Raw genomic sequence first — 13,392 nt, 5'->3', positions numbered from 1 at the left:
ATATTAATTTTACGGTCGTTACTCTACCAGTTCACTTACAATAACTGGGTTGTTATGTAGTGTTTTATGCACAGGGCATTTGTCGGCTATTTCGAGTAAACGCTGGCGTTGTGGCTCAGTTAAGTCGCCACGTAAGGTGATTTTACGAGTAATGGCTTCAAGGTTACCTGTTTGCTCACAATCGTCGCAATCTTTGTTGTAATCGCGAGTGTGATCAAGCTCTACTTTTACATGCTCCAGTGGTAAGTTTTTACGTGTAGCGTACATACGCAGTGTCATGGCCGTACAGGCACCAAGCCCCGCTAATAAGTGATGATAAGGATCAGGACCTAAGTTTTTACCGCCTACTTTTATTGGCTCATCTGCAAGCCAAGTATGATCTTTTGTACTTACGTGCTGAGTAAATACATGGTCTTTTTCTTCAACGAGTACATTGCCACCCGTTAAACTTGCCGTGTATTTAGTTTTGTCGTACTTAACATAACGGTTTGCCCACGTTGCAATTATTTGTGCAGCGTAGTCGGCATCGTTTTTATTTGTTAAAAGATGATCGGCGTTATCTAGACTAATAAAGCTTTTAGGGTGTTTAGCTGATGCATAAATTTTTTCAGCTTCACTAATATTTACCGTCGCATCAATAGGGGAGTGCATTACTAATAATGCGCGCTTAAGTTTACTTATGTGGCTTTTATCGTACTTGGCTATATCGTCAATAAATTGCTTTTTAATGGTAAATTCACGGCCGGCTAAGTTTACTTTAGCTTCACCTGCTGCGTTAATTTCATCAAGGTGTGCTTCAAAATTATGCGCTACGTGCTGCGCATCTGACGGTGCACCAATGGTTGTAATAGCCGATACTTCAGGAATATGCTCCGCAGCAGCAAGAACGGCAGCCCCGCCTAAACTGTGGCCAATGAGTAGTTGCGGCGCCGCAAAATGCTCACGTAAATGATTTGCCGCAGATACTAAATCTTGAATGTTTGATGAAAAGTTACTGTTAGCAAAGTCGCCATCGCTATTACCTAAACCGGTAAAGTCGAAACGTAGTACGGCAATGCCTTGTTGTGTTAAAGCTCGGCTAATACGAGTGGCTGCTGCAATGTCTTTACCGCAGGTAAAGCAGTGTGCAAATAGCGCGTAAAACTTAACGTCACCAGAGGGAAGTTCAAGTTGGCCGGCAAGTTCTAAATCGCCGCTTTTAAAAGATACTTTTTGTCGCATGGGGAGCCTTATTTACACAAATAAAATATATTATATTAGGGCGTGTTGACCGTTGTGGATTGAAATTTGTTCAATCTAGGGGCGATTTAATCGCGGCGCGAGGTTTGTAACCTAGTGGACTAAGTAAAAACCGAGCAACAAAGAGTTAATCGTCCCTAGAAAGAACCCAAAGGGTAGCGCATGTTTGGCGTTTATGCTGCGTTATCGCCTATTTATGGGGAACAACCACACATCACAGGCTCTGCCTTGCTTAAATACCAAACAGTCTGCTACAAATTCACCCACCAAAGGTCAGCACGCCCTAGTAGACCAGATATAAGTACTAAACCTTGCAAATTCAACGTTTTTTTATAAGTTGATCTTGATCAAGCCAAGTGGCGGTGACTATGCTTTGCGGACATATGTCCTTATGTTTTTGAGGTCATTTGTCTATGCTCGCATAGCGCTATAATGAAGGCTTTGCTACTTTATATAAGTAATTTAGCACTATTAAAAGCAACTCACTTCACACAACCTATTCACTGGAACGTACAATGCAATTACCTACTGTTGATTATAAAGCTCCCGATGCGGCTGCACAATTTGTTGAATCGTTAAGAAATACTGGATTTGGCGTTTTAAAAAACCACCCAATCCCACAGTCTTTAGTTGAGTCTATTTACAAAAATTGGCAAGACTTTTTTAACTCAGAGCAAAAGCACGACTTTTTATTCTCTAAAGAAACTCAAGACGGTTACTTTCCGCCTTCAGTATCTGAAGTAGCGAAAGGCTTTACAATAAAAGACATTAAAGAGTACTTCCATGTGTACCCTAAAGGTCGCGTTCCTGAAGAGCTTGAAGCTGATGTACGTGAATACTACCGTTTAGCAAGTGAATTTGCTGGCACATTGTTAAGTTGGGTTCAGGCTGAATCTCCGGCTGATGTACGTGCTAAGTTTTCGATTGATTTAAAAGACATGATTGCCGATTCTGAGCAAACATTGTTACGTATCCTACATTATCCGCCTATGACAGGTGATGAAGAGCCAGGTGCTATTCGCGCAGCAGCCCATGGCGATATTAACTTATTGACTGTATTACCAGCTTCTAATGAGCCTGGTTTACAAGTTCAAAAAACAGATGGCGGTTGGTTAGACGTGCCATGTGATTTTGGCAGCTTAATTATTAATATCGGCGACATGTTACAAGAAGCGTCGGGCGGGTATTTCCCATCGACAATTCACCGTGTAATTAACCCAACGGGTAAAGCATCTACTAAATCGCGTATATCACTACCGTTATTTTTACACCCGCATCCAGATGTTGTGCTTTCAGAGCGCTACACGGCAGATAGCTACTTGCAAGAACGCCTGCGTGAGTTAGGTGTTAAGTAACTCTTATACTTAGAGTAATTAAGTATAAACAAAAAACGGCTTATGGCCGTTTTTTGCATTTTTAAGCAACTTGAGCACAGGTTTAATTTTATTAAGCTATGCTCAATTGCTCGCAACGTAAATAATGGCATGCATTCTTAGCTACTACAGGTATAATGCGCGCAACTGGCTAACGTAGCCTAATTTAAAAGAGAGTTTATATGAGTTTTGAAGGTTTAGGTTTATCACAGTCTTTGGTTAATGCGGTTTTAGAAAAGGGCTATGAAACGCCAACGCCGATTCAGGCTCAAGCAATTCCTGCAATTATTGAACGCCGTGATGTTATGGCAGCAGCGCAAACAGGTACAGGTAAAACAGCGGGTTTTACATTGCCACTTATTGAGCGTTTGTCGTCTGGCCCTAAAGCTAAAAGTAACCACGTACGTGCACTTATTTTAACGCCTACGCGTGAGCTTGCTTTGCAAGTAAGCGAAAACGTTGAAGAGTACGCTAAGCATTCAGATGTGAGCTCATTTGTAGTTTACGGTGGCGTTAAAATTAACCCACAAATGCAGCGTCTTCGTAAAGGTGTTGATATTTTAGTAGCAACGCCGGGTCGTTTAATCGACTTACATAATCAAAATGCAGTTAAATTTGATAGCGTTGAAGTGCTTGTACTCGATGAAGCTGACCGCATGTTAGACATGGGCTTTATTCATGACATTAAACGCTTAATTGCTAAAATGCCTGCTAAACGTCAAAACTTGATGTTTTCGGCTACATTTTCAGATGAAATTCGTGCACTAGCAAAAGGGTTAATTAATGACCCAGTTGAAATTTCAGTTGCTGCAAAAAATACTACAGCTAAAAGTGTTACTCAGTGCGTTTACGCGGTAGATAAAACACGTAAAACAGCATTGCTAAGCCACTTGATTCGCACTAATGATTGGCAACAAGTATTAGTGTTTAGCCGTACAAAGCACGGTGCTAACCGCTTAGTTAAACAACTAGAGCGTGATGACATTGTAGGCGCGGCTATCCATGGTAATAAATCACAAGGCGCACGTGTTAAAGCACTTGATGGTTTTAAAAGTGGTGAAGTACGCGTACTAGTAGCAACAGACATTGTTGCACGTGGTTTAGACATTGTTGAATTACCGCATGTTGTTAACTACGACTTACCAAATGTATATGAAGATTACGTTCACCGTATTGGCCGTACAGGCCGTGCTGGTGCATCGGGTCATGCGATTTCGTTTGTAACAACAGAAGATGCTGTTGATTTATACGGTATTGAACGCTTTATTGGTGAGCTTATTCCACGTGCTGAGGAAGACGGTTTTGAGCCTATTAACCCAGTAGCTGAACGCGCATTAGATGCTCGCCCACTGCCGGCTAAAAAGCCTAAGAAAAAGCAGCCTTTTAATAAGCCTAAATCTGATAGCAGCAAGCCTAACAGCAAAAAGCCGAACAATGGTGGTAATGGTACCGGCCCACGCCGTGGTGGTTCTAAAAAGCCAGCTGCTAAAACAGATGACAGCGCGCAAAACCCATGGGCAAAGCGTGAATCTGTTGGCGGTAATGGCCAACGCCGTCGTCGCACCAATAACGATTAATCATTATTAGTGATTGCACTAGCGTTTAATTAATTTAGAATTTAGTTAAATGCTGATACAAAAAACGCGCTCCCTTCTTTAATTAAATAGAAGCAGCGCGTTTTTTATTACCTGTAATTTGTACTTACTGTATTGCCTGCCTGATTAAATAGTTAATACCTAAACCTACAAATAAAGTAACACTTACGCTAAGTAATGTGCCGAGCATGACGTACTCGGTAAGTTTTTTATCTTTACTAGCACTTAAATCGCCAAACCTAAATACTGACTTTGCGGCAAGTAAAAAACCAAGCCCTGCAAATTGGTCAAGCAATATAAAGCTCAGCATAAGTACGCGCTCAAGCATGCCAATGCTTTGCCCTGCAAGCGGTAAGCTACCAGTACTTGAAAAGTTACTTGTTAAACGCTCTAACATCATTCTTATAAATACGGCGCTAGGACTCAAAATAATTAAATAACCGCATACCACCCACAGTATTTTGGGATCAGTGAGCATATTATTAATTGCTGCCATAAAACTACTGTTATCAGTTAGCCAAATACTGAGCGCAATAATAACGAGTATGTGCGCTATTTGATCTAGTAAAAAAGGGACCACGCCTTTATTAGAATACGATTTAGCTATATCAATAAAGTAATGGCTCAACATAATGCTCGCGGTGGCAATTAAAACACTGCTTAGTTGCTGCCACCCGAATGTGTATTCCCACACGGTAATAATGAGTGCACTCGTTACACAATGCACTAGTACATGAAAATAAAGCTTACTGGCTTTAAAGTGACGGGTGTTTCTGTCGTTTACCCAACTCATAGGTTGCCAGTAAAAATCAGCGAGTAAGTGGCCAATAATAAGCGCGACCAGTAAAAGTGAAAACGTCATTATTCACCTCCTTTAATTATATTTTTTATAACGTGTTGTGTGTGCTTAATAAAGCGCTCTATAAGTTGGTAGTGCGCTAAATTTAGTAGTTTCGTTACATTTTCGCGACTTGTTTTAAGCTCTTTAGCCAGTGCCGCGTGGCTGTTGTCTGGTGATGTTAAATAGACATACAGGGCATTTGCTTGTTTTTGTGTGATTTTAGTGAGCAATACGTCAGCAAAGGCTAAATTAAGATTTAAGCTTTCATCGAGCTGCTGCTCGTTAACATTAAAAACAAAGCGTTGATTACCTATTTTATCAAGGCCTTGCCCCGAAAGGGTAAAAGCAGAACCTGTTGCTGTTTTTATATCGCTGCGTGGGTTATCTATTTGCCCAAGTGCCAAGCTTTGTCGTAGTTCATAACCTGACGATTTAAGGTGCAAATATACAAGTATGGCATTTTTAAAAAGGAACTCAGGATTATTAACTTGTAACTGAAAGGCATCGCCTCGGTATATATTCCAAAGGGTTTGCTCACCCGAAATGTTTCGCAAACTTTGCTCTAGTTGATAAAGCATGGCATCGTATTGCTGCTTAGGGATTGTTTGCGATTTAATAATATCGCCGCTGATCACACCAATCATAAAAATCTCAAAATGGTTACTTTTTAATATGTAACCAATATTGGTTACATAAGGGTATGTAACTAATTTAGGTTACTTAAATATAAATTGCAAGGTACACTTATTTTATAACGTTACTTTTATTGCTATTAATCCTCACTAGGACACTTAATGACTTTACAAAACGAGCAGCAAAGCACGAAACCACGCGTAGGTATTTTTGTTGATGTGCAAAACATTTATTACACGTGCCGCGAGAGTTACGGAAAAAACTTTGACTACAATGCGTTTTGGCGGGTAATGCAGGCGCAATACAATATTGAATGTGCTTTTGCGTATGCTATTTATCGAGGAGATGAAAAACAAAATCAGTTTCAAAATATTTTGCGTGCGATTGGTTTTGACGTAAAGCTAAAGCCATTTATTCAACGTCGTGATGGAAGTGCCAAAGGCGATTGGGATGTAGGCATAACAATAGACATGTTAGAGCAGGGTAAAAGCCTTGATAAGGTTATTTTGCTCTCTGGCGATGGTGACTTTGCTTTGTTACTTGGGCATTTAAAAAATCAATATAATGTACCGTGCGATGTATACGGTGCTGACCGGTTAACCGCTGAGGTATTAAAACAAAGCGCAGAGCAATTTCATTTAATTGACAATACTTTGCTTCTTTAACAGCAAAAAATAGTTAAGAAGGTGCAAGCTAAGTACCTACAACATGAGAGATTTTAATACAAAGCCGTAATAGATGAATTAAGCCTTATATAGGCTTTTTTTATTACTGTAATCAATTGGGTTTGCTAAATGATTATGGTAATTTTAAAGCATAACGAGTTACCAAGGACTTACATGCTTCATTACAGCAACATGCCACTAGACAGAGGCTCAAATTTTCGTAAAGACCCATCGTGGCTTAAAGCGCAAATGTCGGCGCAAAGTAAATGGGTTTTAGTTAAAAATAATCAAACCCTATTTATTAAAGATACCCCTAAAGTAAGCTATTTAACGTATCAACAAGTGGCGCATTTAGATTTGACGAGTGCTATTTTTGTTGGTTTAAACAATGCTAAACATGGTGTATTTGCATTGGATGTTTCTGATCTGGATGAAAGCGTACTTACGCCTTTGATAGAGGGCGCTCAGTTTTTTGATATTCGCCAATATGGGCCTCAAGTAACCATTAAATATGCCTCAATAGCCGCCCTTGCGAGAGGGTTATGTTATTGGCATGCCACGCACCGTTTTTGTGGGCGCTGCGGTAGTAAAAACCGTTCAGTGGAAGCAGGGCATTCTAGAGTGTGTGAAAACGAAAACTGTAAGCATCCTACATTCCCGCGTACCGATCCTGCGGTAATTATGGTCGTTACTAAAGTCTTTGCTGACGGAGTAGAACGCTGTTTATTAGGTCGTCAAGCTACGTGGCCTATTGGTATGTATTCGTCGCTTGCTGGATTTGTAGACCCAGGGGAGACACTGGAACAAGCTGTTGCGCGTGAAGTTAAAGAAGAGGCAGGTATAGAGGTTGATAACGTACGTTATGTTGCATCTCAGCCATGGCCGTTCCCATCGTCCATTATGCTTGGTTTTTTTGCAGAGGCGACATCTGAGCAAATTAACGTAGATAAAGAAGAGCTAGACGATGCAAAATGGTTTAGTCGTGAAGACTTAGAGCAATTTGGTAATTGGCACGAAGAAGGGGAGCATTTAAAGCTGCCTAGAACCGACTCTATCTCTCGTTATTTAATTGAGCATTGGCGCACAAACCCTTAAGGATTAACAATGTCGAGTAAAAGTAATAAAAACACTCAGCTGGTATCATCAGGGCGAAAAAAAGCCTATACACATGGCGTAGTAAATCCCGTTGTACAACGTGCCTCTACTATTGTATTTGATACTGTAGCAGATTTAAAAGAAGCTGCTAAAACCCGTGGCGATAAAACGTTATTTTATGGGCGCCGAGGAACAACAACACACTTTGCACTACAAGAAGCTATTACAGAGCTTGAAGGCGGCGAAGGCTGTGCACTATATCCTTGTGGCGCAGCGGCGATCAGCCAAGTATTTTTATCGTTTTTAAAAACCGGTGATCATATTTTAATGGTTGATAACGTGTACGAACCAACTCGCGATTTTTGCGATAAAATTTTAGTGGGACTGGGCATTACAACAACTTACTACCCGCCAACCATTGGCGCAGGTATTAAAGACTACATTCAGCCAAATACCAAAGTATTGTTTTTAGAGTCCCCAGGTTCTATTACGATGGAAGTGCAAGATGTGCCCGCTATGGTAAAAGTAGCCAATGAGCACAACGTAATGACCATGCTTGATAATACCTACGGCAACGGTTTGCATTATCGTCCGCTAGAGCACGGTGTTGATATTAGTATTCAAGCTGCAACAAAGTATATTGTTGGCCATTCAGACGTGATGATGGGGGTGGCTGTTGCTAATAAAAAGTATTGGCCAACTTTGCGCGAAAATTCATACTTGTTAGGGCAATGTACCAGTGCCGATGATGCGTATTTAGCACTTAGAGGCCTGCGTACAATGGGTGTGCGTTTAAATCAACATGAAAAAGCAGCAATAGAAGTAGCTAAATGGCTTGAGCAACATGAGCTTGTTGATCATATTCGCCACCCTGCATTTGAAAGCTGCCCAGGGCATGAGTTTTTTAAACGTGACTTTGATGGCAGTAATGGGTTGTTTTCATTTGTGATGAAAACCGGTAATCAAAAAGCGATTGATGCATTTTTAGATAGCCTTGAGCATATTAAAATGGGCTTTTCGTGGGGCGGTTTTGAAAGTTTAGTAACCGCTAATTTAACTATGAAAGGGCTGCGTTCAAATACAGGTTGGGATTTAGGCCCGGTTATTCGCCTGCATATTGGCCTTGAAGATGTTGAAGATTTAATTAGCGATTTAAGCCAAGCACTTGAGGTTTATAAGCAGCATTTATAATTTATATCGCAATTTATGCTGTTACATTTAAATGTATTGTTACAAAGCTCGCCATTGGTGGGCTTTTTTTTGCTGGTAATTCAAGGTGTTTACACTTAGTGTGGATAAATACACAGAAAATAAAAAGTCATTAAGGATAGTCAATGGCAACACCATTACCGATAAACGTAGGGCGATTAACGCAAATAGCGGGATTTGAGCTTGTACGTATGTTTTTAACTAAACGTGGACTTATTGCATTAGCTGCCTTTGCATTGGTGTGGCTAATAATACTGCGCTACCCAATAGGGCAGGCAGTAGGTATTGTAAGTGCGCCCGATTTTGAGCAAATAGCCCGTGATATATCAGGTTCTATTGGTTTAAGTAAATTATTGGATTGGCCTGAGGCCGAATTTGCTATGTACTGGTTAATAGCCCTGTATAGCTTTCCCGTTTTTGGTTTATTTATTTGTAGCGACCAAACGGTAGGCGATAGAGAGCGCGGCACACTAAGGTTTTTATCACTGCGCTCCACTCGCTTTGAAATACTGTTTGGTCGTTTTTTAGGGCAATTAGCGGTATTAGCCTGCTTAGTGGGCATTACTCTTGTGGCTACGCTTGCTGTACTAGGGTTTAGAGATCCAAGTTTACTGGCTGGTGGTTTTGCCCGTGCGCTTTCTATATTTTTAATATTAGTGATTACTCTGTGTCCATTTGTAGCACTTATGACGTTAATAAATACCTTTGCTCGCTCATCGCGTTTATCTATTGTATTGGCAATTTTATATTTTGCAGCAGGCGGTATTATAGTTGGTATATTGCAATGGCAAATACCCGCATTAGGCTTGCTTGATTATTTATTTCCGGGTGTGCAAATAGAGTTATTAGCGGGGCAAAATTTACCATTATTGAGCGCTGTGGCTATTCCCCTTGTGCAAACAGCGGTGCTACTAAGCGTTGCTCAACGTATTTTTGCAAGGAGCTCACTATGAGACCATTAATTACAGCTAGCGGTTTGAGTAAATCGTATGGTGCAAAACTTGCGCTTAATAATGTGGACTTTGAAATTAACAAAGGCGCGCCAGTGGCGCTTGTTGGGCCAAATGGTGCGGGTAAAACCACCTTATTTAGTTTGTTGTGCGGCTATATAGCGCCAAGTAAAGGCAGCCTTGAAATATTAGGGCATAAGCCAGGGAGCGCTGCTTTATTTAATAAAGTAAGTGCATTACCGCAAGACGCACAACTTGACCCCCGTTTTAATATAGACAAGCAACTCGCCTTTTATGCAAAGCTACAAGGTATGGGGGCAAAGCAAAGCCAAACTGAGGCGCTACGTGTACTTGATTTGGTAGGCCTAAAAGAGATTGCAAAGCAGCGTGCAGGGGACTTATCGCACGGCATGCGCAAGCGCGTTACGATAGCGCAAGCACTTATTGGCGCACCACAAATTGTAATGCTTGATGAAGCAACCGCAGGGCTTGATCCGATTCATGCCAGAGAAGTACGCGAGCTAGTATCTGAATTAAGTGAACAGGCTACGTTTATTTTAAGCTCTCACGATTTAACTGAGCTTGAACGACTATGCTCACAGGTGCTTCATTTAGATAAAGGCGTACTAAGCGAGCATCAAACAAAAACAAACAATACCGATAAACACTTTTATACATTAATGCTAAGCGAAGCTTATCAAAATGTTGAGCAACAGCTTCAAGCAATTGCAGGGGTGAGCCGGGTGTATATGAGCCAACATAAAGAATATGTTGTTGAGTATCAGCCAACGAGCGATCCACTTGATATTGCACTACTGAATTTTTGTCATCAGCAACACTGGCAGTACAGGCAGTTAGTTAATGGTCACACATTAGAGAATCAAATATTTAAACAGGAGAAAGTATAATGGGTTTACTTAGCGGACTTATGGGTAATGCAAGCGAAGTTGACGATTCTGATTTAGAGAAAATCCTCGCCAATACATTAATTGACGGCGAGCAAGTAGAAAAAGCATATAAAGTAGTACGTGATATGTTTATTTTTACTAATAAGCGCTTAATCTTAATTGATAAGCAAGGTATGACCGGCTCTAAAATGGAAATGGTGAGTATTGCTTACTCTAAAATTACCAAGTTTAGTAAAGAAAGTGCAGGCCATTTTGACTTAGATGCCGAGCTAAAAATATGGGTTGGCTCAGATCCAACACCAATTAGTAAAGAGTTTAAGTCTGGCGATAATATTAACGATGTTTATCGTATTATTAGCCAACACGCGCTTTAAGCTGCGGTACATGTTTTAAGTAGTTGTTGACTAGATGTTGCAACTACTTTAATTTTACAGTTTACAACACTTCCTTACAATTAACTTAATAAATACAACTGGTTAGTTAAGTTTTCATTCAGTTTCCTAACGTTAGCATGTGCCTCGACTTTAGCAATACAGCTAGAGCATAAAAAGCAATGTACATAGGGAAGTCTTACAATGAAAAAATTAGCAGTTATTATTTCGAGCATTTTATTATCTAGCACTGCGGCTGCTGCAGACAGCTATAATTCAATTAGTAACCTAAGCTACAAAAATAGCGATAACAACGATACTGTTGCTGTAGATTCTATTTACTACTTATCTCCTAAAAAAACTTTAGGTCCGTACGATCAGTTTGAATACATCAATAAACAAACTAACGTATATGGTGGCTACGCTGATGACGACTTTGGCGATTTAACATCAGTTGGTGGTGAATACTTCATTAATGAATTTGTTGTTGGCGCATCTTACGAGAATACAGACCTAGATTCAGGTTCTAACAGTGAGCTTTATAAACTGACGGGTGGTTACTTTTTCAACCCTGATTTACTTGCAAAAGTAACACTAGTTGAAAACAAAGACGGCGATGATTACGCATTATTTGATTTAGCTTACAACTACATGCTAAACAGCACAGATTACGTAGGTGTTACACTTACATCAGACGACGATTTTGATTACCGTGCAGTAGCTGCTAAATACTTTATTGATTTACAGCAAGGTAACTACCTTACTTTTGAAGGTAAATACGAAAGCATTGATGATGCAGAAAACCAATGGGTAGCAGAAACTAACTACTACTTTTCAAAGGCAACATCTGTATTTGCTAACTACAATAAGCAAGATACTTATAGCTTTGGTGCTCAACACTTCATCAATAAAAATATTGGTGTAAAGGTGGGTTACGAAAACAACGCTGATGATTCTGACAACGATGCGTACTTTGCTAACATGCGTTTTCAGTTTTAATTAAGTCCCGTACTTAGTTAATACAAAAGTAATATTAAAAAGCCCGCTAAATTTAGCGGGCTTTGTCGTTTTTAAACGTTTGAGCTTTTAACTATAAACTTTTACCAGCCATTATTACGGCCTTTATTATACTCATCTAAATAACTCCTTTAAGTTATAAATAGAGTCGCCATGAATGGCTAAATTGTTATTAAAGTCATTAAGTGCAGTCGATGATAATAGCTATAAAATAGTAAATATTGGAGTTATTTTTGCTAGTAAACAATGGTTATTGGAAAAAACAGATAAAAATATGCACTGATACAAACCTATTTTTCATTATAAATACAGAAATAATGAATTAAACAGAGTAATTTTTTTGAGAAATTAAAAAAATTTAGTGAGAGGAAATTATATTGATGAGGTTTATCGAATAATTAAGTTGTGTTCAATTTAGCGACAGTTTGTACCGTATTTGTTACTTTTTAAATTTAAATGATGACATGATATTGTCTTGTAAATTTGATGGATACTTTGCATTTACATTTGCATATAAATTATTACAATTCCACTGAGTTTAATCTGACCTTTTATTCAGTTTTTGTTCATTTTTTTGGCGTTAGGATGCGCCCCGACTTTGGCTAGACAGCTGAGGCATAAAAAGTAATATTTATAGGGAATTTAAAATGAAAAAATTAGCCGTTATCATTTCGAGCATTTTATTATCAAGCGCTGCAACCACTGCAATAGCCGCAGATACTTACCAATCAATTAGCCATGTAGGATATGTGGACGTAGATGGTGATGACACAGTAAGTGTTGACTCAACGTATTATTTTTCTCCAAAAGCGACTTTAGGTCCTTACGATCAATTTGAATACATCAATAAGCAAACAAATGTTTATGGTGCATACAGTGATAATGATCTTGGAGATGTTACTAGCGTTGGCGGTGAGTATTTTGTAGAAGATTTTGTATTAGGTGCACAGTACAATAATTTCGATAGTGATTTTGGCTCAAGCACGGATGTAATTGAACTTTCAGCGGGTTACTTCTTTAATCCAAACCTTGTATTAAAAGCAACGTTTGTAGATTTCGAAGATGCTGACAATCAGTTTGTGTTTGACTTAGCATATAACCATCAGTTAAACAGCACTGATTATATCGGCTTTACAGTAACAGCAGATGATGAGTTTGATTACCGTGCAGTAGCAGCTAAGTACTTTGTTGATTTACAGCAAGGTAACTACTTGACTGTTGAAGGTAAATTTGAAGATGTTGATGGCGGTTCAAGTAACTGGGAATTAGCATCTAACTACTATTTCAGCAAAGCAACATCGGTGTTTGTTACAGTTAATAAAAATGATGACTACACTCTTGGTGGCCAACACTTTTTCAACAACAATGTTGGTTTAAAAGCAGGTTACGGCAATAACTGGGATGATTCTGATTATGATGCTTACTTTGCAAATGTAAGCTTACAGTTCTAATTTAACAGAAAATTAGAATATGAATAAAAAGCCCGCTCATTTGAG

The 13,392-nt window shown here is 39.4% G+C and carries 13 protein-coding genes; 10 read left to right on the top strand and 3 right to left on the bottom strand.

Going from position 1 to position 13,392, the window contains the following annotated elements; all coding sequences use genetic code 11:
* Positions 1–18 precede the first annotated feature (18 nt).
* Positions 19–1,221: a bifunctional alpha/beta hydrolase/OsmC family protein gene (locus CXF64_RS12420; protein WP_007586983.1), complete on the bottom strand. Its 1,203-nt coding sequence runs from the start codon at positions 1,219–1,221 to the stop codon at positions 19–21.
* A 533-nt stretch (positions 1,222–1,754) separates the two neighbouring features.
* On the opposite strand from CXF64_RS12420, the gene CXF64_RS12415 reads away from it, so the two are divergent.
* Both CXF64_RS12415 and CXF64_RS12410 read left to right on the top strand, forming a co-directional pair.
* Complete coding sequence (locus tag CXF64_RS12415; protein WP_024591305.1) at positions 1,755–2,594, top strand: isopenicillin N synthase family dioxygenase; 840 nt, start codon at positions 1,755–1,757, stop codon at positions 2,592–2,594.
* A gap of 200 nt (positions 2,595–2,794) precedes the next feature.
* Entirely contained in the window at positions 2,795–4,189 is a 1,395-nt protein-coding gene (locus CXF64_RS12410; protein ID WP_008172585.1) for a DEAD/DEAH box helicase, read from the top strand.
* 124 nt (positions 4,190–4,313) lie between these two features.
* Here the strand turns inward: CXF64_RS12410 and CXF64_RS12405 are convergent, their stop codons facing one another.
* Both CXF64_RS12405 and CXF64_RS12400 read right to left on the bottom strand, forming a co-directional pair.
* Complete coding sequence (locus CXF64_RS12405) at positions 4,314–5,069, bottom strand: DUF3307 domain-containing protein (protein WP_101217167.1); 756 nt, start codon at positions 5,067–5,069, stop codon at positions 4,314–4,316.
* Positions 5,069–5,692, bottom strand: coding sequence for a hypothetical protein (locus CXF64_RS12400; protein WP_101217166.1), 624 nt, complete (start codon positions 5,690–5,692; stop codon positions 5,069–5,071). Before CXF64_RS12400 ends, CXF64_RS12405 begins: the two co-directional genes overlap by 1 nt.
* A 150-nt stretch (positions 5,693–5,842) precedes the next feature.
* Here CXF64_RS12400 and CXF64_RS12395 point away from each other — a divergent pair, with 150 nt between their 5' ends.
* The 8 genes from CXF64_RS12395 to CXF64_RS12360 all read left to right on the top strand — a co-directional run bounded on the left by CXF64_RS12395 (position 5,843) and on the right by CXF64_RS12360 (position 13,347).
* The gene (locus CXF64_RS12395; RefSeq protein ID WP_007586991.1) at positions 5,843–6,346 is read left to right on the top strand and encodes a LabA-like NYN domain-containing protein; all 504 of its coding nucleotides are present in this window, start codon (positions 5,843–5,845) and stop codon (positions 6,344–6,346) included.
* Between the two features lie 174 nt (positions 6,347–6,520).
* Entirely contained in the window at positions 6,521–7,441 is a 921-nt protein-coding gene (gene nudC, locus CXF64_RS12390) for an NAD(+) diphosphatase (protein WP_101217242.1), read from the top strand.
* A 9-nt stretch (positions 7,442–7,450) separates the two neighbouring features.
* Complete coding sequence (locus tag CXF64_RS12385) at positions 7,451–8,632, top strand: cystathionine beta-lyase (protein ID WP_024605559.1); 1,182 nt, start codon at positions 7,451–7,453, stop codon at positions 8,630–8,632.
* Positions 8,633–8,775: 143 nt separating this feature from the next.
* Positions 8,776–9,603 (top strand): ABC transporter permease, encoded by an 828-nt coding sequence (locus CXF64_RS12380; protein WP_101217165.1) that lies wholly within the window; start codon positions 8,776–8,778, stop codon positions 9,601–9,603.
* Entirely contained in the window at positions 9,600–10,508 is a 909-nt protein-coding gene (locus CXF64_RS12375; RefSeq protein ID WP_007377980.1) for an ABC transporter ATP-binding protein, read from the top strand. The genes CXF64_RS12380 and CXF64_RS12375 overlap by 4 nt, the downstream gene beginning before the upstream one ends.
* The gene (locus tag CXF64_RS12370; protein ID WP_007377979.1) at positions 10,508–10,882 is read left to right on the top strand and encodes a PH domain-containing protein; all 375 of its coding nucleotides are present in this window, start codon (positions 10,508–10,510) and stop codon (positions 10,880–10,882) included. The genes CXF64_RS12375 and CXF64_RS12370 overlap by 1 nt, the downstream gene beginning before the upstream one ends.
* A gap of 201 nt (positions 10,883–11,083) precedes the next feature.
* Positions 11,084–11,878 (top strand): putative porin, encoded by a 795-nt coding sequence (locus CXF64_RS12365; protein WP_101217164.1) that lies wholly within the window; start codon positions 11,084–11,086, stop codon positions 11,876–11,878.
* A 665-nt stretch (positions 11,879–12,543) separates the two neighbouring features.
* Positions 12,544–13,347: a putative porin gene (locus CXF64_RS12360; RefSeq protein WP_101217163.1), complete on the top strand. Its 804-nt coding sequence runs from the start codon at positions 12,544–12,546 to the stop codon at positions 13,345–13,347.
* Positions 13,348–13,392: the final 45 nt, after the last annotated feature.

The sequence above is a fragment of the Pseudoalteromonas sp. GutCa3 genome (assembly GCF_002836155.1).
Lineage (GTDB): Bacteria > Pseudomonadota > Gammaproteobacteria > Enterobacterales > Alteromonadaceae > Pseudoalteromonas > Pseudoalteromonas arctica.
This window is presented reverse-complemented; position numbering and strand designations above follow the sequence as displayed.

Excerpts from the sequence above, each read along its gene's own strand:
- CXF64_RS12420 (WP_007586983.1), bottom strand. The coding sequence starts at position 1,221 with ATGCGACAAAAAGTATCTTTTAAAAGCGGCGATTTAGAACTTGCCGGC.
- CXF64_RS12415 (WP_024591305.1), top strand. The coding sequence starts at position 1,755 with ATGCAATTACCTACTGTTGATTATAAAGCTCCCGATGCGGCTGCACAA.
- CXF64_RS12410 (WP_008172585.1), top strand. The coding sequence starts at position 2,795 with ATGAGTTTTGAAGGTTTAGGTTTATCACAGTCTTTGGTTAATGCGGTT.
- CXF64_RS12405 (WP_101217167.1), bottom strand. The coding sequence starts at position 5,069 with ATGACGTTTTCACTTTTACTGGTCGCGCTTATTATTGGCCACTTACTC.
- CXF64_RS12400 (WP_101217166.1), bottom strand. The coding sequence starts at position 5,692 with ATGATTGGTGTGATCAGCGGCGATATTATTAAATCGCAAACAATCCCT.
- CXF64_RS12395 (WP_007586991.1), top strand. The coding sequence starts at position 5,843 with ATGACTTTACAAAACGAGCAGCAAAGCACGAAACCACGCGTAGGTATT.
- nudC (WP_101217242.1), top strand. The coding sequence starts at position 6,521 with ATGCTTCATTACAGCAACATGCCACTAGACAGAGGCTCAAATTTTCGT.
- CXF64_RS12385 (WP_024605559.1), top strand. The coding sequence starts at position 7,451 with ATGTCGAGTAAAAGTAATAAAAACACTCAGCTGGTATCATCAGGGCGA.
- CXF64_RS12380 (WP_101217165.1), top strand. The coding sequence starts at position 8,776 with ATGGCAACACCATTACCGATAAACGTAGGGCGATTAACGCAAATAGCG.
- CXF64_RS12375 (WP_007377980.1), top strand. The coding sequence starts at position 9,600 with ATGAGACCATTAATTACAGCTAGCGGTTTGAGTAAATCGTATGGTGCA.
- CXF64_RS12370 (WP_007377979.1), top strand. The coding sequence starts at position 10,508 with ATGGGTTTACTTAGCGGACTTATGGGTAATGCAAGCGAAGTTGACGAT.
- CXF64_RS12365 (WP_101217164.1), top strand. The coding sequence starts at position 11,084 with ATGAAAAAATTAGCAGTTATTATTTCGAGCATTTTATTATCTAGCACT.
- CXF64_RS12360 (WP_101217163.1), top strand. The coding sequence starts at position 12,544 with ATGAAAAAATTAGCCGTTATCATTTCGAGCATTTTATTATCAAGCGCT.